The organism is Spirochaetota bacterium (genome assembly GCA_030154445.1).
Lineage (GTDB): Bacteria > Spirochaetota > Brevinematia > Brevinematales > Brevinemataceae > Brevinema_A.
Genome location: JAGUQW010000004.1, coordinates 189,346 through 210,516, shown reverse-complemented (window position 1 = coordinate 210,516; position 21,171 = coordinate 189,346). Strand labels below are relative to the sequence as shown.

The following is a 21,171-nucleotide window of genomic DNA, read 5'->3' as shown; positions in this document are numbered from 1 at the left end:
CTGTCTTTCTGTCTTTCTGTCTGTCTGTCTGTCTGTCTGTCTGTCTGTCTGTCTGTCTGTCTGTCTGTCTGTCTGTCTGTCTGTCTGTCTGTCTGTCTGTCTGTCTGTCTGTCTGTCTTATAAATTTTCCATATTTTCTTTCATTTGTCAAGCTTTTTTTAATATTAAATTCTATTTCAATAATTCTTGGATAAATTGATCTATTTCTTGAGTATTGAGATTATGTATAGATTCAAAACGCATACGCAAAGAAATGTTTTTTTTGTTTAATTCTTTGAGTTTATCATTTTGAAAGACAGATACAAACTCTATATCTTTGATTAGAGGATTTTTGTTTTTTAATTCTTCACAAAGATTAATACCTAGCACATCGCTATCTACTGACAAAGTGATATCTCTAAATACAGGAGGTAGATCATTAATTCTATTCACAGTGTTAAAGATTTCAGCATATTGTTTGAGGGTATCAAATGAAATTTCACAAACAACAGGCGATGGAAAATCTTTTTTGTCGGAGATATTTATTTTTTCTACTAATGAAGGATGAATTTCTCCAAAAAATCCTATAACTTTATCATTGATGATTATTTCAAAAGCATTAAGTGGGTGTAAAAAAGCGTAATTATCCGCATTAATTCGCTGTGCTTTGATAGATGGTATTTTAGCATATTGAACGATATTATTAAGAATATTTAATGCTTTTTGATAAGGATTATTTTCATTACTAATGACAAAGGATAATATTTTTTGTTCACAAAAATCTTCAGCTGAGTCTTTGTTTTTTTTAGAAAACACAGAAGCAATTTCAGAAAGAGCAATATTTTTTTCAAAAGCTTTGGATACATTTGTTTTTAATGATTCTAAAAGTCCATCAAATAAATGTGTTCTCAATTCTGTCCATTCTGTATTCAGAGGATTGAGAATAGTTACGGTATTAATTTGAGAAAGTCCATAAAAATTTTGTTGTTCTACAGAGCGAAAAACCATAGTGACAGCTTCACTTAATCCCATTCCACGAAGAATAGGGCGTATTTTTTCATCAAAAGATTTCTCAGGATTAAGTTGAATACTAGATGGTCTATAAGTAGTACTAGGAATTTTGTCATAACCATAAAATCTAGCGATTTCTTCCATGATATCTTCTTTGATATTGAGATCATGACGCTCTCCACTAGGCGTGATATCCCATTTTTGGTTGGAGCTATCACATGTGCAACCAATATCAATAATTACTTTTTTCATAAAATCATCTTTAATATCTGGAGCACCTAAATAATCGCGAATTTCTTGAGGAGATACGGATATAGTTTCTTGCTTATGTTCTGCTTGAGAAATATCAGAAGTACTAGAAATAGTAGTTTGAGGTAAATGTTGAGTAATTATTTCACAAATATTTTGTTGTGCTAAAGGAACAAGTTCTGAAGTAATATGTTTTTCAAATCGTAAAGAAGATTCTGTTTTAATACCAAGACGCTTTGCCGATCTTCTAATCCAAACACCATTAAAACTAGCCACTTCAAGATAAATTTTTGTGGAATGTTCTGTTACCCCAGAATCTAATCCACCCATAATACCAGCAAGAGCAAGTATTTTTTCTTCATCACAAATTACGAGATCATCTGGAGAGAGAGCAACTGTTGAATCATCAAGTAAGGTTAATGTTTCATTATTTTTAGCTTGACGGATAATAATAGAACCTTTTATTTTACTGGCATCAAAAACATGTGCTGGTTGTCCCGTTTCGAGCATAATTATATTGCTAATATCGACAAGATAATTAATAGGACGCATTCCAAGAAGTAAGAGTCTTTTTTGAAGATAAATAGGTGTTTTACAAGAAGTAATATTTGAAATAGTTGTCAAACTATAACGAAAGCATCTATCACTTTGAATATCAAATTTAATATCACATGTTCCTTTTGGAGTAAAATTATAAGTATAGCTCTTTAAAGAAAGATCAAAAGAAATTGCTAAGGCTCGAGCAAGACCACGGATAGATAACCAATCTGCTCTATTTCCAGGGACATCAAGTATATAAATAGCATCTTGTTTACAATAAGTTTTGAATAATTCTTGAGCAATTTCTTTGTCATCACCGAGATGAGCTATATCATTACTTTTATTTTCTATACCTAAATTTTCTAAAGCTAGCAACAAGCCTTCTGTTTTGACTCCTTCGATTTCATGAATACTCACAGTAATATTACCAAAAATAGTAGTTCCTATAGAAGCAAATAGTACATAATTATTTTTTTTGAGATGAGGAGAATTTGATACTGTAGTGTATGTTTTATTACCAATAGTAATAGTTACTTTAGATAATTTGTTTAGTAATTCAATATCTGTAATCATTGCTAGCTCAATATTACTTCCATAGTTGAGAACAGAAATATCTTCGGTTTCTGCACCTAATGCAGTGAGAGCAAGCCCAATTTCTTCAGGGGATTTTTGATCAAGATCTTGTACAAGATCACAAAGCCATTCATAGCTAACTGTCATTTTCATAGGATTGTCTCCAGATTTTATAAATTAATAAAAAGGGTGGTGGCTTATAAACTTTGTTTCAAAAATCTAATATCATTTTCAACAAAATGTCGAATATCTTTAATTCCATAACGCATCATGGCGATTCGTTCTATCCCTGTTCCAAAAGCGAAACCTTTCCATACTTTTGGATCTAGTCCTATATTTTCAAAAACTTTTGGATGTACCATACCACAACCTAGTAATTCCACCCAACGACCTTTTAGAAGATCGGGAGAAGATACTGATAATTCTGCAGATGGTTCTGTAAATGGAAAATAATCGGGTCTAAGGCGTATTTGAGTATTAGAACCAAACATAGCTTTTGCCCATTCTAACAGAGTACCTTTGAGATCTGCAAAACTAACATTTTTGTCAATGACTAATCCTTCCATTTGACGAAAAATAGGAAAATGGGTAGCATCGACAGCATCTCTACGATAACAAACACCAGGGCAAACAATAGCAAGCGGTGGTGTTTCACCATTTTTTATCATTTTTTCTAAGGTTCGGATTTGAGAACTTGAAGTATGAGTACGAAGTAAATATTTGTCTCCAACATAAAAAGAATCTTGATCTTCTCGTGCTGGGTGATCAGCGTCAATATTCAAGGCTTCAAAGTTGTGATACTCATCTTCTAATTCTCTTTCTTCGATGAGAGTATAGCCCATCGCTCTGAATACAGATAACATTTCATCTTTGACTTTATTAAGAAAATGTTCATAGCCAACGCTAAGATCATCTATTCCGAGGCTAGGCTCAGGATATCCTATAGCTAATTTATGTGCTAATTCTTCTTGTCTTTGGATAGCAGATTTTTTTTCTAATACGGATTCTACATTTTTTTTCCATGTAGAGAGTAGTTGTCCAAAAGCTTTTTTATCTTTGATATCTTTCATAATAGGTTCTAAATGTTTGAAGAGACCTTTTTGAGCAGTGAAAAATTTGTCAGTTCCCAAGTCATAAGATATAGTTTTTTGATATTTATCAAAAGTAAGAACACATTCTTTGTCAGTAAATTCTAGAATAATTTTGTGTTCTTGGATAGTTATTTCAAGAGAAGAGTCATTCTTTTTAACATGCAGCTTTTCAAGAGTAGCATTGATAAATGCTTTAATTTGCTCTTTCATAGTGAACTCCTATTTTATTTAGCCTATATTATATATTAGTTTATTGTTTATCTCAAGCTTGTGGCGTTTGCTATTTTATTTTATACAAAAAAAACATCACTATTTTTAGTGATATTTTTTTAATTTGTCATCATTATCTTGTAATTGTAAAATCGCTAAAATTCATAGATGGAAGAGCTAAAGATTGTTATTTTACCACAATAGAAAACAGTGTTACGATTTTTTATATTTACTATTTAATTCGTTTAAAGCGTGCAATATTGTTCTTGAGATAATCTCTCGAAAAGTCCTTTGTTGACTTGATGAAATAATAGTATATATTTTGTCACAACTAAGATAATTGTTACACTTCCAATCGCAGTCCCATATTTTTTGAGATTTTTCATTGAAATATTGATGAGTATGAGAGAAAATGTCAGTTTTAAGTCTATAAATCATATGATCTTCGAGTTGTATATTACATTTTTTGATAGCATTTTCAACATGCTTATTCATTATATTTTTTATATGATCTTCCATAGGGTTTAAAACTCCAATTTATCCATATCTGATGTGATTAAAGATTGACCATATTCTCTTTTTGTACGAAAGAATTCTTTAGTCTTTTCAAAAAAGTTTTGAGGAACATCATCTCTTATCGATTGCTTAGGGATTATAATATGTTTAATATTAGGAACATAAACTTTACTCCAAGCTTTATTTTCTTCATGTGATATTTTTTCTAAATAAGGTGCATCAGATCCGTCTAGTATCTCTAATATTAATTCTATGATCATTTCTGTAAATAGATTGTTTGACTCAAGTCGCATTAAGGATGGTTTATCATACCTAAATGTTTTATAAACCTCAGGGATTACTGGGCCATGTAGCCATGCTTGACAATCATCTTGAAACAATTCTTGATCGAAAAATTTTAGTGAGAGCACTTGTGCAAAGTATAGTGTTTTTTGTATGTATAAGTTTTCTAAATATAGTTCAGATTGTGTGCCTTTAGATTCTTCTTGAAAAGCTAGTTGATTAATAAGAGATTTTGCAACTTCTATAGCACGAGTTTCTGTTTTTAACATAAATCCTTCCCTTTTATTTATTATATATTTGATACAAAATAAAGTCAATATATGATTTTAAGATAATAAAAAATCAGTAATACATCTAATTCTTAATAGATATAGTATACTATAAAATTCGTGAATTCACAATAGTTTTATCATAAATGGATATTAAATATTATCGTAAATAGATAATAGGTGATGTAAAGTTTATTTGCGTATTGTGATTTATCGGTTTTATCTGAAATATAAGTATTATATAATAATATTATTTTATGAAAATATTTGTTAAACATCTACGAGGCGTTTGCTATTTTATTCTGTAAAAAAAAACATCACTATATTTAGAGGTGTTTGGCTTAGATTATTTTAAAATAAAAGCCCCTTCTTCGAAGAGAGGGAGCTTTTTATATATAGTACTTATTGAACGATTTTTTTCATTGTTGGGAATAGGATTACATCTCTAATAGAAGGACTATCGATAAAAATCATCGTTAAACGATCGATACCAATACCTATTCCTCCTGTTGGAGGTAATCCTTGCTCTAGTGCTTCGATATAGTCTTCATCAAATCCCATAGTTTCTTCATCACCATTTTCTTTTCTGATGATTTGATCCTCAAAAACTTGTTTTTGGGTAAGAGGATTATTTAGTTCTGAGAACCCATTACAAATTTCCATACCAAAAGCATAAGCTTCAAATCGTTCTGCTAAATCTGGATTTTCAGGCTTTCTTTTTGATAAAGGAGAAATCTCAGCAGGATAATCAAAAACAATGGTAGGCTCTATAATATTATCAGCAATAAGATGATCGAATAATACAGCTAATATTCCCCATTTACCCATATCTTTTGAAATCTCGAGATGGTGGTGTTTAGCAATTTCAAGAGCTTGTTCTCTTGTAGTGATTTTTTCGGGGTCTATACCTTTTTCTTTTAGTGCATCAGAATAAGAAATTTCTTTCCATTGTGCAATATCTACTTCTGTACCTTGGTAGCTTAGTTTGGTACTTTGATTAATAGAAAGAGCCACGGTTTTGACTAAATTTACAAAGAGATCGACAATACCTCTCCAATCAGAATACGCTTCATAAAGCTCAAGCATAGTAAATTCTGGGTTGTGAGTCGTATCAATTCCTTCATTACGAAAGTTTCTATTAATTTCAAAAACTTTATGCATTCCTCCAACAACAAGTCTTTTGAGATATAGTTCTGGAGCAATTCGAAGGTATAAATCAGTTCCGAGAGAATTGTGATGAGTAATGAATGGTTTTGCTGCTGCACCCCCTGGAATAGGATGCATCATTGGTGTTTCAACTTCAAGAAAACCTTGTTTGGAAAGAGTATCTCTTATAGTATGTATTAATTTTGAGCGGATGATAAAACTTTCTTTGATATGAGTGTTAGAAATAAGATCTAGATATCTTTTACGATAACGAGTCTCGATATCTTCTAATCCATGGAATTTTTCAGGAAGAGGTCTTAAAGCTTTAGTTAGAATTTGAAAAGAAGTGACTTGAAGAGTTGGCTCTCCTTTTTGGGTAAGGAACATTTTACCAGTAATAGAAACAATATCACCTAAATCTAAGAGCTTGTATTCTTCAAAAACTTGATCCCCGAGAATATCTTTTTTGAAATATACTTGAATAGTACCATTTTCATCACGAATAGATCCGAAAGCAGCTTTACCGAAATCTCTTTTCAACATGATACGACCAGCCACAGTAGCTTCTACAGTAGCCTCTGTATCTTTAGTAAAGATTTGAATAAGATCTTGAGAAAAATGTGTTCTAGTAGTTTTAGCTCTAGGTGTAAATGGATCGTGTCCTAGATTTTGCCATGTTTCTAATTTTTGAAGACGAATACCATGTTCATCGCTAGGATTTGGTGTGATTTCTTGAGACATATATGATCCTTAATAAATTTATTGTTATATTATAACAGAAAGGACATTGTTTGTCTAGTTACAAAATCTGAGATACATATATATATAATATTTATTAAATATATAAAGTTATTAAAGTTTTGGACGATGAAAAGTCGACACTATTAATACAAAGAATGTTTAATTAGGAGAAAAGTTATGAAACAAGGAATGTTTATATTTTCTTTATTAATATTAGTATCATGTTCTGCTGTAGTACAAGAACAGAGCACTACTTTACTAGGTGTTTGGGTTTGGGAAGATGTGGATATTACAAGTAGTATTCCAGTGTTAAAAAAACACGTATTGATACTCCAAGAAGATATTTATCAAGAAGCATTTTTTGAAAATTCTACTCCAAAAGGTCAGCAAGAAGGAACTTTAATGACCAGTATAAGTAGTGATGGGATTGAATTTGCTACAGTAGGTAATGTACAAACGGTGTACAAAGGAATACTATTAGGCAATAAATTAATGATTAATACGATTAATAATAAAATTATTAATCCACCAGCATTATATATTAGAAATTAAATTTATTGACAAGATAAAAAAATACACATCATATTAAGTGTGTATTTTTTTATTATATATATTTTTTGAAAGTACTAATATTTTTAAGAAAAAATAATTTAAGATCATTTGCTACTTGAGTAATAGTACTAATTTGTTTGATTGCTGCTAAAATATCATTATTTTGTTCAGGAATACGCGGAACTTGTAATATTAATCCTAATAACTCATGTGTTAGATGAATCATAGGGACGGATATTTTTTGTTTTTGAGATAATTGAACAAGATGTATATTCAATTCGCGAACACAATCTATAAATTTGATACTATCATCTAAATTTAATTCTTGAGTAAGATATGCTTCTATTTGAATAAGATATTTTGGATCAATAGAAATTTTTTGTTTCTTATGAAAATATACTAAGAGAATAATACCAAGAAAGATAAAACAAATTAAACTTATTATCATCATTAGATAAGATCTTTATGATTTCTTTGGAGCTGTGTAATGATTTCTTGCATTGCTTGAGGATTTTTTTTATCAAGGATCAAAATATTGTCTCCTGAAATAATCACGGCAAGATTTTGTACTCCAGCACAAGCAATAGTAATGTTTTTATCACTATTGATTAAGCACGAATTAGTATCCGATGTGCAGATGCTTTGACCTAATCCAACATGGATATTTTCTTGAGAATCTGTTGAAGCAAGTGCTTCGTATACAGATTGCCAAGTACCAACATCCCGCCATGTTTTTGCTAATAAAGGAGCAGAGTATAGATTGTGAGCTTGTTCAGCAACAAATTTGTCAAAAGGTGTGGTCAAAAGTTTTGAATATTGTTCTTTAAATTTTTGATAAGTAGCACTTTTCCATAATTGATATAAGTTTGGATCTATCTGTTCTAAAGCCAATCCTAGGGAATTCAGAGAAAAGGCATAAATACCAGAATTCCAAAAATATTTATCTTGTTGATTATTTTTAGGAAATTGAAGCCAATCATTATACCACGCTTCTACAGTTTCTAAATTAGGTTTTTCTGTAAATTGTTTCACTTTACTGATTGTGTCGTTAGTTTCTGTTTTGATATATCCATATCCTGTTTCTGCTCTCGTAGGAATAATACGAAAACAAAATATCTTATCACGACAATCTATAGATAGATCTAGTTCAAAATCTATCATGTAATGATCAGAAGGAAAAACATAAATAACTTCATTGGGATCTGTGTTTAATTCTAATAATTTTTTAGTTGCTAATAAAATTGCGGGAGCAGTATTTTTGGCTTCTGGTTCAGAAATAATTTCATTTAATTGGGTTTCATCCCAATATTGTTTGAGAATATTTTCTTGATTCTGTGCCGTTACAAGAAAGAGATCTTTTGCATTAAATCCGATTTCAAGAGTTCGATTAATAGTAAGTTGAAGGAGATTTTGTTGATCACCAAAAGGAGATACAACTTGTTTGGGTGTCTGCGATTTAGAAATAGGCCACAGTCTTGTGCCTTTTCCACCTGCTAGTAATAGGGCTTTCATAAATGCACCTTGTGAATTATTTTAATTTAATAGTTATGTTATTCTCTAATAAAAACAATTTGTACCACTACTGTTATCATACTTTGATCAGAGTTGCTTGTAGAACTCATTTGATGAGAAAGCACTTTAAAACCTTTTCTGTCATTTTCTCTGAGTGCATCTTCTATTTTATTAGCTATTGTAAAACTAGATTTTAGATCATAATTCCAATTCAATACTTTATGTTCAGCCATGAGTGATCCTTAATTTATACTATTTTTTATTCTTCGTTTTTAATGGTATTATTGATTTGGAGGAAGCGTCCTTGACAAAAACAACTTGTGCTGACATAAAACCATTCTCCATAGCCATTTGATGAGAAGCCAAGACATAGCCAGCTTTGTGTTTTCTGTTTAATTTACCTTCTAGATCTCTGACAAAAGCCGAAGTTGTTTGACTATCGCTTTGGGTGTAACTTTCTATGGTGTATTCAGCCATGAATGATCCTTAATTTATACTATTTTTTATTCTTCTTTGATGAAAACAGTTTGTACCATCATAAAATTCCCAGTATTTAGAGTTAGTTGATGGGAAAAAACTCTATAACCATGTTGAACATATTCATTTATTTTATCTTCCACTATTTGAGCAAATTCTACATCATCCATCAAAAATTTTTGGTATAACGATTCCACTTTATATTCTGGAATTTTTAAGTTCTCTTTATATTGTATAATTATTTATATTAAACATTTTTATATAATAACTTATTTTCCCTTAATGTCAATGATTGTTTTAACAAAAGAATCGAACAAAGGATGAGCTTTTAAAGGAGAAGATAAAAATTCAGGATGATATTGTACACCGATATACCAAGGATGATCTGCTAACTCTACAGATTCTACAAGATTAGACGGACCTCGCCCTGAGATTACTAATCCGGCCTTTTCTAATTGTTCTGTATAAATAGGATTTACTTCAAAACGATGCCTATGTCTCTCGATAATAGTAGTTTCTCCATAAATTTTAGCAATATGAGAGTTACTCTCAAAATTCGTAGTATAAGCACCCAATCTCATCGTACCGCCGAGTTCTTTGATATTTTTGAGATTGGATAACATTTCTATTACGGGGTTAGGGGTATTAGGAGTGAATTCTACAGAATCTGCATCAAGTTTGAGAATATTACGAGCATATTCAATGACCATACACTGTAATCCTAAACAAATACCAAAAGTAGGTATTTTGTTGATTCTTCCATAAGAAAGAGCTGCTATTTTACCATTGATTCCTCTTGTACCAAATCCGCCAGGAATAAAAATACCATTAGCTTTGGTAAGCATATCTAAAGTAACACTATCGTTTTGTTCTAATGCTTCGGGATCTATATTACAAAAATTTATTTTATATTTGTGATTATATCCAGCGTGATCAAAAGCTTCAAGAACAGATTTGTAAGCATCACTTAATTGCAAATATTTTCCAACAAAAGCAATATCAATTGTATTTGTAGATTCTTTGATGTTTTTTAGAATATTCTGCCAAGATGATAAGTTTGCTTTTTTGAGAGGAAGATTTAAACGATCTTCAATTCTTTCTAATACTTTTTCTTGTTGAAGAGTCAATGGAATTTCATAAATACTATATTTTGCATCAGGAAGAGAAATGACAGATTCTTTTTTTACATTACAAAATAATGCTAATTTATCTTTTATTTCATCAGAAATAATTTCTTGAGAACGACATACAAGCATGTCTGGATGAATACCTTCTGACATAAGTGTTTTGACAGAATGTTGTGAGGGTTTTGTTTTGTGTTCTCCGCCAGTGACCATAGGAATTAAAGTCAAATGAATAAACATAACATTTTCATGACCTTCTTCAAGAGAGAATTGTCTAATAGCTTCTATAAAAGGCACACTCTCTATATCTCCTACAGTACCACCAAGTTCTATAATACAAATATCAGAATTATGTTTGTCAAAAGATCGAATACGTCTTTTAATTTCATCTGTAATATGAGGGATTACTTGTACTGTTTGTCCAAGATATTCACCTCTACGTTCAGATTCAATAACTTTTTGATAAACACGCCCTGTAGTAATAGCTGAATTTTTGGTAGTTTTGATTTGTAGAAATCTTTCATAATTTCCAAGATCAAGATCTGTTTCTGTACCATCATCACAAATAAAAACTTCACCATGTTCATAGGGACGCATAGTACCAGCATCGACATTAAGATAAGGATCTATTTTCATCATATTTACAGAATATTTGCCAGCCTGAATCAATGCACCTATAGCTGATGCAGTAATACCTTTACCTAATGAAGATACGACACCACCTGTTACAAATATATACTTTGACATGATAAACTCCTTTTTGAATTCTAACATATTTTTAATATTTTTACAATATAATAGATTCAATAATTTGTAGAAAAAATAATAATATTCTATAATGTTACATTGTAAAAAAAAGGGGGGGGGATGAAATTTTTTATAATTTTATTTTATTTTATTTTTACTATTAATTTTAACACTTTAGCAAATGAAAAAAATAAGTTGTTAATAATATTGAATCCTTTAGGGTATACTCCTTTATCTGCAATTGTTGTTTTAGCAACAACGAATACAACACCAATAACAATTATTGTCCAAGGTAAAGTTCCAGGAGACTCTATAGCGACTACTTATCCAGTTGATTATGGTATAAACATGCCTGTTCATGGACTGTATGAGAATTATACTAATAAAATAATAATAATACAAAATAATTCTTCCCAAACATATGAGATTATCACAGCCAAGATAGATATTCGAAATTCCAAAAAACTAAACACACAAATGACTATTAAGTCTACCGTGAATAAAAATATATTACCCCCAGACTCAATATTTGATTATAATTTATATTTTTCTAGTTTTCCTAATGGAAATGAAATTATAGGATTTGATAAAAAAGGAGATATTCGGTATCTGTATAATAATAATAAAGAAAAGCCTGTAGTAATGAGAATGGAAGTTGATAGTAAAAATGTCTATATCTTATATATTAGTAACAATAAAATGTATATAAAAAGAGATTTATTAGGTAATATCATATTTAGTAAAGAATATGATGTGCATCATGAATCAGTGAATAGCTTAAATGGACGAGAGATTATTCTTGGTAATTCCCAATGGGGTTGGGAAGATATGGTATTTGAGTTGAATGAAAATAAAAATATTATTAGAGAATTATCTATAGGAAAGTTAATAAAACAAGCTACTTCTGTAGAAGATCAACCGTTATTAAAAAATATGATTTATGATGATGAAAATATATATACTAACAAAGGAAAAGCAAAGCGTATTGATTGGGCACACGCTAATTCTTTGGTCTATGATAAAAATAATGATAGACTGTATCTGTCTTTGAGACATTTAGGTTTGTTAGCAATAAAATTTAAAGAATGGAAATTAGAATGGTTTCTAGTTAATAATAATCTAAAAACAGAGGAAGGTGTTGGCTATGGTAAAAAACCAAAATCTTCTTTATATTTAGTAGATATTCCATCCTTACAAAAATTTCGAATGATGACTACTAAACAATATGGTCCACAAGGTCAACATGCTTTATTTTTGAAAAAAAATGGTAATATTATTTTGTTTGATAATAGATCTAAAGGTCGAGCCAATCCTATTGGATCTCGTGTTTTAGAATATTCTTTTAATCATCAAACTAAACAAGCAAAAGTGGTTAGAGAGTTTTTGGATAAGAACGAATCGTATTCTCAATATGTTGGTGATATAGATCTTTCCGGACCAAATTTGGAGAACTGGTTAATATTTTATGGTCATAGTTATCCACGTCGCATTTTAGAGCTAGCGCCCAATAATAAAATTTTGTTTGATATGGAAATCAAAGCATCAGGTATGTTTTATAGAATAGACAAATTTCCCCTCTATCCTTATCGTAATAAAAGAAAAAAATATTCTGTGGATTTTAATGAAGAAATTCTTCCAAATCAGTAATTTTTCTATTCTTTATATAAAAATAGATGAGCTTATTATAACACTGAGTTTTGATAATTTAAAATTCGTATATTAAAGAGATCAAAGAAAATAAATGAGATAATTCTATAAAAATCACAAAGGAGACTTCAATGTCAGATCAAAAACCCAATACTACTCCAAAATTTGGAGAAGCAGGTTTTAGTAGTAATCCAGGTGGGGGTAATAAGCAAGGTTTCGGACAAAAATCATACAAACCTATGGCTGCACCAAGACCAGCTTCAAGAACAACACCTTCTAAAAGAGGTGGTTAGGATTCAAATCACGAGTAATATAAAACAAAAAAACCTCATCTTTATAGATAAGGTTTTTTTTATATTCTCTAGTATTTGATTGAAAATTATACACCAAGAGTTTTTTTGGATAATACAACATAAGCACTCATTGCAGGAGTATCATTAATAGATAACCAAGCGAGTATTTTACGATCAATAGCTGCGTTGGCCTTTTTTAGACCTTCCATGAATCTAGAATAGGTGATCCCCTCAGCTCTTACAAAAGCACTGATACGAGTTATCCATAATCTTTTGATATCCCGACGTCTTGTACGACGGTGGATAGATTCATAACGCATTGCGTGTAGTAATGTTTCATTAGCAACATTAAAACGAACGCTTCTTGCACCTTTAAAACCCTTGGCACGCTTTAAAACTTTTTTATGGCGTGCACGGGTTGTTTTTGAAGTGGTAACTCTCATGGTTACTCCTTAAAATTATTTTGTTGTAGTGCCTTACACTAACAACAATAGGCTTCGAATGGACACCCGTCCCATTCAAATACCAAGAAGATCTTTCGATCTACAAATCAATTTATACGTAAGGCATCATTAATTTGATTTTGTCCGCTAATTTTTTACGCACTTCAACAAGACCTTTGCTGGTGCGTTTTACCTTAGGGGATTTACCTTCAAGAAGGTGACGTCTGCCACATTTGCTACGACGTACTTTTCCAGAAGAAGAAATAGAGTAACGCTTTGCGACAGAACGATTGGTTTTCATTTTTGGCATGAATATCTCCAATTTTTCTAAAAGTTTTTAGTTATTTTTTTGATGATTTTGGTGGAGCTAAAAACATTAGAATTTGTCTTCCTTCCATTTTAGCTGGTTTTTCAACGACATTTTCGCCAACTTGTTCTACGATTCTTTTGACCAGTTCGAAACCAATTTCTGTGTGAGCCATTTCTCTACCACGGAAACGAATACTAACTTTAACTTTATCGTCTTTAGCAAGAAAATTTTGAATTCTTTTGATACGATAGTCAAAATCATGTACATCAATATGAGGTCCAAATTTAACTTCTTTCATTTCAACAATTTTCTGATTTTTCTTAGCTTCTTTTATTTTTTTGTCTTTTTGATATAGAAATTTTCCATAATTCACAATACGAGCAACAGGTGGCACAGCTGTTGGAGAAATTTCTACAAGATCTAAAGATAATTCTTCTGCTTTGGCTAATGCATCTGCTAAAGACATAACACCGAGAGCCTCACCTTCTGGATCTAAAACTCTTAGTTGTGGTGCGTGAATATGCTCATTGATTTTGGTTTGATCTTTATTTTCGGGTCTTCTAAAGTTATTGGGTTTTCGCATTCAAAAAACTTCCTTTTTATTATAGTTTCATGTATTTTATATTATACAATAATATTTTTATTTAATCAATAGATTGTGTAGTTATTATATGAGATTATTAAAATAAAATTGTAAAGATCTCATTAATATGGCGAATTTGTTTTGTAGGAAAATCTTTTAGTTCAGTCATATCTTTTTTGCTATAAGGTATGTAGATATTTTTCATCCCCAATCGATACAGCTCTTTTACTCTTTTTTCTATATTTCTCACAGGTCGTATTTCTCCTGTAAGTCCTATTTCACCAATAAAAACACTTCTGTCGTCAATATGTTTTTCTTTGAATGAAGAACACATGGCTGCAACCAATGCAAGATCAATAGCTCTATCTTTGATTTCTAATCCCCCTGTGATATTCGCATAAATATCATATTTAGAGAGAGGGATACGCAATTGTTTTTCTACTACAGCAGATAATAAGGTAAGTCTATTATTATCTAATCCTTCAGCGGTTCTTTTAGCATAATTTTGATTGGTATGATGGCAAAGCACTTGTATTTCTATAGGAAAGACTCTTTGTCCTTCAGCATTTGCATAAATAGCAGAACCAAAAACAGGATCTTCATGAATAGATAAAAAAGCTTCAGATAAATCATCTGCAGGCATTAGTCCTTTGCTACGCATTTCAAAAAACCCAGCTTCATCAGTAGCACCAAAACGATTTTTAAAAGTTCTTAAGACTCTATAAATACCTCTTGTGTCACTTTCCAAAAATAATACGGTGTCAACGAGGTGTTCAATAGCTTTAGGACCAGCAATAGAACCATCTTTAGTAACATGTGATACAAGAAGGGAAGTGATCTGTTTGTTTTTACATAAATTCACAATTTGATGAGTACATTCTCTTAATTGAGGAAGAGAGCCGGGAGAAGATTCAATATTTTCATTTGATAGTGTTTGTAAAGAATCAATAATAATAAAGGAAGGATTAGTTTCTTCTATTGTTTTTGTTATATGTTCAATCTCAGTTTCTGAGTATAAAAAAAGATTATCAGAATTAATATCCAATCGATCTGCACGAAGTTTGACTTGATTTGAAGATTCTTCACCATTAATATAAAGTACAGTTCCTTGCTCTGCTAATTTGTTAGCGATTTGTAATAATAAGGTAGATTTTCCTATTCCTGGTTCTCCAGAAATAAGAATAGCTTGACCGGGAACAGTACCACCCAAAACTCTATCCCATTCAGAAATACCAGATAAAGTACGAGATGCTTGACTAGAAGTAATAGTAGTTATTTTCTCAGGAACAGCTTTTTGGATATTAGCACTAAAACTACCGCTAGCTTTTTTAGAGGAATTTTTTCCTAAAAATATTTCTTTGAAAGTGTTCCATTCGGAACAAGAAGGACATTTTCCTAACCATTTGGCGGTTTCATAACCACAAGAACCACAACAAAAAGCTGATTTTGATTTAGCCAAATCAAACTCCTATACTATAAAAAAGTAGATTATTTATTTTTCTCGTTTTTCTCTGAACGACTATTAAACAAGTAAGAAAACCACTCTGTTATTCTACCAAGAATAAAGCCAATAATAAAGATAACAATACTAATGACAAACAAAGGAATTTGGGGTATTTTAAACATTAAAAATTTAAAATCCACAGAAATGTTGTTTTGAATAGCAAAAATAAGAAAAATCCCAAAAATAATAAGACTAGATGTGTTTTTTAGATGTTTCATAAAAAATCCTTAATAATAATTTTAGTTAGATGTGTTTTCTGCAAAAATATAATGATATATTTTTAAAATAATACTTTTAGGCGTATCTTCGTGGAATTCCATATGTAATGTGAATACTTCACTATGATTTATAACAGTTCGAATAATTCCTTTAATATGATAAATTTGGTTAAATAAGGGAATTTCTATTATTAATATAGTATTTTCAGGAATCGGTAGGTGTGAAATAATACTACATCCTCGAGATCCTATATCATTAACAATACCAAATGATACACCGCTAAAACTTTCTTGTAAAGCTCCTGTATCTGTGTCTGTAGATAATATCCCTTGTCTACATTTAATAGGTATTTCAGTATTTTGTCTTGGATATTCTCTTATTTGAATACATGATATTTCTCGAGGTACAGATAGGTGAAGAATATTATTCTGTTTATTTTTTTCTACAGTATTAATAGATGCATTAAAACCATAACAAGCATCCATGATTTTCCAAAAAGAAACATATACTTGTTTTTTGATAAGTTTTAAAGAACTAATAGGAAGAGGTGTTGTAACTAATATAGACAAAGAATGAAAATTAGTATCTATTAATTCACCTTGTATTTTTATTTTATCTGATATTTTTAATGACATTATTTGACCAAGAGCAACATCAGAAATATGTTTTACACTAGGGTGCATCAAGTGATATTTGTTATTAATTTTTCTATGAATTTCATAAGCAGTGTATTCCAGCTCTTCTTTTGTCACAGGATCAAATTGTTCTGATTTGCTAATAGCTCTACGAGAGGTAATAAGCCATTTTTTGGAGATTTCTTCATCTTCAAATGCAGTATAAAGACGAATACTAGAAACGAGTTCAAAAAGAACCTCTAAACCAGCAGACTCTTCATCTGTTAAGTCTGCTTTTTGAGAAATATATTTGATAGATTCTTCTTTAGACATAGATTGAAATGACTTACTTCCTCCATTTTGTGGAGAAAGTTGTTTGATTTTTTTAAATAATAAAATCGATATAATACTACTTAAAATTATAGATGCTGAAATTAAAATTATAGATGACATTCTTCCTCTTTGAAATAATTATAAATTTGTTTTACGAACTGCAGTAGTAGGATAAATATCATTGAGTTTTTTTAATTCTTCCCATGCTTCTGGATACAAAGATAACAATAAAGAGCTTTCTTCTCTAATAGAGTTTAGTAGAGTGATAGACTGGTCTTTGTCTCCTTGTAAATGATAAATATAAGCAATTCTAATATTAGCAATATAGCTATTTAATTGACTTTTGTTAAAGTTAACCTTTTTTTTTAGTAATTCTATAGTATCTCTGTAATAAAGAATAGATAAACGCCATAATTTTTGATTTTGATAAACTTCAGCTAGCTTAAAGGTGATATCTGCTTCTGTAGGTATTAACTCCAAAGCCTCTTGATAATAAGGAACAGATTGTGCATAAGATTTTTTTTTGAAGAAATAATCTCCAATACCTTGTAATCTAAGACCTTTGTTAAAATTAATATTTTGTTGATCAAAATCATAACCATTAATAGAAAATGAATTAGTTTTAGCAAATATAGGAGTAGTTAATAAAAAAACTAAAATTAAATTAAGAACAAATTTGTTCTGAAATTTTCCAAACATCACCAGCTCCTAATGTTATTACGACAGACGCTTGATTTAAAGTAATTTTTTTAACAATATTAACAATATTATTAAACTCTGATTCAAAAATCAAATTATCCATTTGTTTTTGTTTATATATTTCATCATAGATCAATTGAGATGAAATATTATGATCATTTGTTTCACGAGCCGCATATATATCAGTAAGAATCACACTGTCTGCAAGTAATAATGAAGTTGAAAATTCTTTGTAAAAATATTGTGTTCGTGAATATAAGTGTGGTTGAAAAATAGCAATTAGTTTGGCATTATTTGTTGTAGCAATTTTTCTAGCTGCTTCTAAGGTTAGCAATATTGCTCTAGGATGATGAGCGTAATCATCAATAATAGTTAATTTTTTTGAAGTATTTTTTATTTCAAAGCGTCTGTTTGCATTTTGAAAATCTTTTAAGGCTTTAATAATAGAAATATTATCAATACCTTGTATTTTGGCAATAGCAATAGCTAATAAAGAATTAGAAACATTATGTATCCCTGGTGCACCAAGAATAAAATGTCCTATAAAATCTTCACCAAAATATACATCAAATTCAGAAGATTGCTCGTGAAGAGTGATATTCTTAATCCAAAAATCACCTTGATTTGCTCGAATAGATACAGAAATTTTTCTAGTTGTATTACTTTTTGAAACGACATTTGCAAGACATTCATCATCGGCATTCCAAACCAACAGTGATTTGGGAGCCAAATGATTATTGAGATATTCTAAAAACAAATCTTCAACTTCTTGCCGATTTTTGAAAAAATCAAGATGATCTTCATCAATATTAGTAATTAATGCTACATCAGGATAAAGGTAATTTAGAGAACCGAAGGCTTCACATGCTTCATAGATCATCGTATCGCCAGAACCTTTGTATCCTGCTCCTTGTATTTCTGGGAGAAAACCACCAACGGCTAAAGTAGGATCAAGACCAGCAGAGAGAAATATTTTTGCTGTCATAGAGGTAGTGGTAGTTTTACCATGTGTACCAGATACACCAATGCTAAAGAAATGTGATCCAATAAAATTGAGCATTTCTGCTCTCACAATCAAGGGAATATTTAATTCTTTTGCATATAAAAATTCAACATTAGAATCAGAAATAGCGTTAGTATACACAACATAATTTATGTTTTTAGAAATATTTTTTTTTGAATGATTAATAGTAATATAAATCCCTAAATCAGAAAGTTTTTTAGTGTTTTGAGATTCACTACTATCAGAACCAGATATAAAATAGCCTTGTTGTTTGAGGATAATAGCCAAAGCTGACATTCCAACGCCACCGATACCTATAAAATGTATATGAGATTTTTTTTCAATTTGTAACATTCAAATATCCTTGCAAAACTATAATATTTTATTCTATATAATTGTACTATATAATATCGGAATTTTCTAATATTTGCATTATGTAATTAAAAAAATGTTTTTTTTGTATATTTACTATAATTTTAAGAGAAAGATACCGAAATAAAAATAAATTAAGATATAATTATGATAAATATACAAATTGCATCTCTAATTCAATAAATAGTCATATCTGATATTGCTATTTATGAAAAAATAAATTATAATAAGTGTGTATTATAGTTGATTTTTCAAATTATAAATAATATGTATGCTAGGAGTATTTTTTTATGAAACAAAAGATAATAATCTTACTAGGGTGTTTTTATGTATTGCTCACTGCAGATTTACATGCAACAAGGTCTGAAAAACGTATATACAAAGATGCTGTATCAATGGGTATGGGTGGCGTTGGTGTGTCTACAATAGGATATAGTTTTTCTGCTATACATAATCCTGCAGCTTTGGGTTTGATGACAGATCATGATATCGCTCCTTTTCTTTCCTTAGGAATCGCTATGAATCCTGAAATGTTTAGTGTATTGAAAAATATTGGTAATATTTCTTCTGATGAAACAAGTTTTCATTCTATTGATTATGATAGTTTAATTAATAAAGCTCCAACAATAGGAATCAATGGACCATTAAATGTAGGTTATATGGGTAAAGGATTTGGTTTTTGGACAACAACTTCTGCTGATACTCAGATAGCAGTTGTTGATAATCCCAACAATATATTGTCAAAAAATGGTATTAATGTAAGTATGAATAATCTTGTTGCTACAGGTTCAGAATTGCTAAAATTTGGAGACAAAATTTCTGTAGACCAAGCTGTAGAAATAGTAAAAAAATATCTAGGTAAAGATTTTCTCAAGGCTGGTTTAACAGATAAAGATATAGAAAAATTTGCTACAGAACTACAAAAAAATCCAGATCTAGCAAAAACATTAATTCCTAAAGCAAAATTTGATGCAACGGCAGAAATTACTGTGAATGTTGCGTATGGTTATAGAATTCCTTTTGCAAGTATAGACAAAGTTTCAGGATTGTCTTTAGGTGCTACATTACGATTTTCACAACGTTTTAAAGTTAGCTCTGGGGATGATTTTGTTTCAGTAGATCAATTAGGCAATTCTTTTTCTAATATTTCCTCTCAAATCTATCAAGCAGGTAGTATATCTTCTGATTTTGGAGCAGCATTAAGATTAGAAAATTTTATTTTTGGTCTTTCTGTTCGTGATGCTTTTTCTACTGGATATCGTTGGAAAAATACAGATGGTATAAGTGTTGGAATTGAAAATTCAAAAATTCCTTTATCCTTAGATTTTGGTGCTTCTTATAGATTTTATTTTGCTAATAAATTTATTCAAGAAGTTGGCTTATATTTAGAATTTGAGAATGTTGTAAATAAATATGAATCATGGATCAATAAAATGAGAGTAGGTACTGAAGTTAAATTATTTAACTTTTTGGATCTTCGTGTAGGTGTTTATGATTCTTTTATTACTACTGGTATTGGTGTAGGCTGGAAATGGTTTAGAATGGATCTTGCTTATTATAGAGAAGGTTATTTTAAAAACTTATTTATTAATGATCAACTCTATTTGAATATGACTGTGGGATTGGATAATTCACCACAGCGTAAGGCTTATTCTTTGAAACAACAACAACAACATGATCGTATTCAATTAGAAGCGTCAGCTCTTATTAATGATTCCTTAAAAGGTATCAATGATAATTTAATATTATAAATTTCAAAAACCTTTCCCTATGATGGAAAGGTTTTTTTTGTGAACTATTAAGATTATAATTTAATATATCGATTTTTTATAAAACAAAGATATTTTTTATAATTTTTCCCCCTCCCAATTTGTAAAATTCATTTTGGTGAATAAACGAGGTCGGCTCTTCCTCAGCCACCTCGTTTTTTTCTTTAAATAATTTTTTCTTTAAATTGTCTTTTTTAAAAAGAATTGTGTATTTTTCATATGAGTGTATAACACACCTCATCAGTTAAACACTTTTCTATGAGTATCATATCAAACCAGCCTTATCAATATTCATACCTATCTTTTGCGGAGGGGATATAATTTATTTATATCCTTTTCTTCTTTTAAATATAATATATTTTA

22 protein-coding genes are annotated in these 21,171 nt (G+C 30.1%); 4 read left to right on the top strand and 18 right to left on the bottom strand.

Annotated features, from left to right (window positions below):
* Nucleotides 1–171: 171 nt before the first annotated feature.
* The 4 genes from pheT to lysS all read right to left on the bottom strand — a co-directional run bounded on the left by pheT (nt 172) and on the right by lysS (nt 6,607).
* Nucleotides 172–2,505: a phenylalanine--tRNA ligase subunit beta gene (gene pheT / locus KFW21_02970; GenBank protein MDK2818396.1), complete on the bottom strand. Its 2,334-nt coding sequence runs from the start codon at nt 2,503–2,505 to the stop codon at nt 172–174.
* Between the two features lie 44 nt (nt 2,506–2,549).
* On the bottom strand, nt 2,550–3,653 hold the full coding sequence (gene pheS / locus KFW21_02965) for a phenylalanine--tRNA ligase subunit alpha (GenBank protein MDK2818395.1): 1,104 nt from the start codon (nt 3,651–3,653) through the stop codon (nt 2,550–2,552).
* Nucleotides 3,654–4,177: 524 nt separating this feature from the next.
* Nucleotides 4,178–4,720: a DUF4065 domain-containing protein gene (locus tag KFW21_02960; protein MDK2818394.1), complete on the bottom strand. Its 543-nt coding sequence runs from the start codon at nt 4,718–4,720 to the stop codon at nt 4,178–4,180.
* A 402-nt stretch (nt 4,721–5,122) separates the two neighbouring features.
* Entirely contained in the window at nt 5,123–6,607 is a 1,485-nt protein-coding gene (gene lysS, locus KFW21_02955) for a lysine--tRNA ligase (protein ID MDK2818393.1), read from the bottom strand.
* 177 nt (nt 6,608–6,784) lie between these two features.
* Here lysS and KFW21_02950 point away from each other — a divergent pair, with 177 nt between their 5' ends.
* Nucleotides 6,785–7,159, top strand: a complete 375-nt coding sequence (locus KFW21_02950; protein MDK2818392.1) for a hypothetical protein — start codon at nt 6,785–6,787, stop codon at nt 7,157–7,159.
* 52 nt (nt 7,160–7,211) lie between these two features.
* Here KFW21_02950 and KFW21_02945 read toward each other — a convergent pair whose 3' ends face one another.
* From KFW21_02945 to KFW21_02920, 6 genes are all read right to left on the bottom strand, one after another.
* Nucleotides 7,212–7,607 carry a hypothetical protein gene (locus KFW21_02945; protein MDK2818391.1) on the bottom strand — a complete coding sequence of 132 codons (396 nt, stop codon included), beginning with the start codon at nt 7,605–7,607 and terminating at the stop codon, nt 7,212–7,214.
* A 2-nt stretch (nt 7,608–7,609) separates the two neighbouring features.
* The gene (locus tag KFW21_02940; protein MDK2818390.1) at nt 7,610–8,671 is read right to left on the bottom strand and encodes a mannose-1-phosphate guanylyltransferase; all 1,062 of its coding nucleotides are present in this window, start codon (nt 8,669–8,671) and stop codon (nt 7,610–7,612) included.
* A gap of 38 nt (nt 8,672–8,709) precedes the next feature.
* Nucleotides 8,710–8,904 carry a hypothetical protein gene (locus KFW21_02935; protein ID MDK2818389.1) on the bottom strand — a complete coding sequence of 65 codons (195 nt, stop codon included), beginning with the start codon at nt 8,902–8,904 and terminating at the stop codon, nt 8,710–8,712.
* 19 nt (nt 8,905–8,923) lie between these two features.
* Nucleotides 8,924–9,148: a hypothetical protein gene (locus KFW21_02930; protein ID MDK2818388.1), complete on the bottom strand. Its 225-nt coding sequence runs from the start codon at nt 9,146–9,148 to the stop codon at nt 8,924–8,926.
* 26 nt (nt 9,149–9,174) lie between these two features.
* A complete protein-coding gene (locus tag KFW21_02925; protein ID MDK2818387.1) occupies nt 9,175–9,318 on the bottom strand; it encodes a hypothetical protein in 144 nt (47 codons plus the stop codon).
* Between the two features lie 99 nt (nt 9,319–9,417).
* Nucleotides 9,418–11,019: a CTP synthase gene (locus tag KFW21_02920; protein MDK2818386.1), complete on the bottom strand. Its 1,602-nt coding sequence runs from the start codon at nt 11,017–11,019 to the stop codon at nt 9,418–9,420.
* Between the two features lie 120 nt (nt 11,020–11,139).
* Between KFW21_02920 and KFW21_02915 the strand changes: the two genes are divergently transcribed.
* Together KFW21_02915 and KFW21_02910 are read left to right on the top strand one after the other, a co-directional pair.
* Nucleotides 11,140–12,666: an aryl-sulfate sulfotransferase gene (locus tag KFW21_02915; protein ID MDK2818385.1), complete on the top strand. Its 1,527-nt coding sequence runs from the start codon at nt 11,140–11,142 to the stop codon at nt 12,664–12,666.
* 131 nt (nt 12,667–12,797) lie between these two features.
* Complete coding sequence (locus tag KFW21_02910) at nt 12,798–12,959, top strand: hypothetical protein (GenBank protein ID MDK2818384.1); 162 nt, start codon at nt 12,798–12,800, stop codon at nt 12,957–12,959.
* Between the two features lie 86 nt (nt 12,960–13,045).
* On the opposite strand, the gene rplT is transcribed toward KFW21_02910, so the two are convergent.
* From rplT to murC, 8 genes are all read right to left on the bottom strand, one after another.
* The gene (gene rplT, locus KFW21_02905) at nt 13,046–13,402 is read right to left on the bottom strand and encodes a 50S ribosomal protein L20 (protein MDK2818383.1); all 357 of its coding nucleotides are present in this window, start codon (nt 13,400–13,402) and stop codon (nt 13,046–13,048) included.
* Between the two features lie 112 nt (nt 13,403–13,514).
* Complete coding sequence (gene rpmI, locus KFW21_02900) at nt 13,515–13,712, bottom strand: 50S ribosomal protein L35 (protein ID MDK2818382.1); 198 nt, start codon at nt 13,710–13,712, stop codon at nt 13,515–13,517.
* A 31-nt stretch (nt 13,713–13,743) separates the two neighbouring features.
* The gene (gene infC / locus KFW21_02895) at nt 13,744–14,295 is read right to left on the bottom strand and encodes a translation initiation factor IF-3 (protein MDK2818381.1); all 552 of its coding nucleotides are present in this window, start codon (nt 14,293–14,295) and stop codon (nt 13,744–13,746) included.
* Between the two features lie 97 nt (nt 14,296–14,392).
* Nucleotides 14,393–15,754: a DNA repair protein RadA gene (gene radA, locus KFW21_02890; GenBank protein MDK2818380.1), complete on the bottom strand. Its 1,362-nt coding sequence runs from the start codon at nt 15,752–15,754 to the stop codon at nt 14,393–14,395.
* A 29-nt stretch (nt 15,755–15,783) separates the two neighbouring features.
* Nucleotides 15,784–16,017 (bottom strand): DUF1049 domain-containing protein, encoded by a 234-nt coding sequence (locus KFW21_02885; protein MDK2818379.1) that lies wholly within the window; start codon nt 16,015–16,017, stop codon nt 15,784–15,786.
* A gap of 21 nt (nt 16,018–16,038) precedes the next feature.
* Nucleotides 16,039–17,085, bottom strand: a complete 1,047-nt coding sequence (locus tag KFW21_02880) for a hypothetical protein (GenBank protein MDK2818378.1) — start codon at nt 17,083–17,085, stop codon at nt 16,039–16,041.
* Between the two features lie 18 nt (nt 17,086–17,103).
* Nucleotides 17,104–17,664 (bottom strand): tetratricopeptide repeat protein, encoded by a 561-nt coding sequence (locus KFW21_02875; protein MDK2818377.1) that lies wholly within the window; start codon nt 17,662–17,664, stop codon nt 17,104–17,106.
* Complete coding sequence (murC, locus tag KFW21_02870) at nt 17,630–19,021, bottom strand: UDP-N-acetylmuramate--L-alanine ligase (GenBank protein ID MDK2818376.1); 1,392 nt, start codon at nt 19,019–19,021, stop codon at nt 17,630–17,632. The genes KFW21_02875 and murC overlap by 35 nt, the downstream gene beginning before the upstream one ends.
* A gap of 308 nt (nt 19,022–19,329) precedes the next feature.
* On the opposite strand from murC, the gene KFW21_02865 reads away from it, so the two are divergent.
* Complete coding sequence (locus KFW21_02865; GenBank protein ID MDK2818375.1) at nt 19,330–20,790, top strand: hypothetical protein; 1,461 nt, start codon at nt 19,330–19,332, stop codon at nt 20,788–20,790.
* The last annotated feature ends 381 nt before the right edge of the window (nt 20,791–21,171 follow it).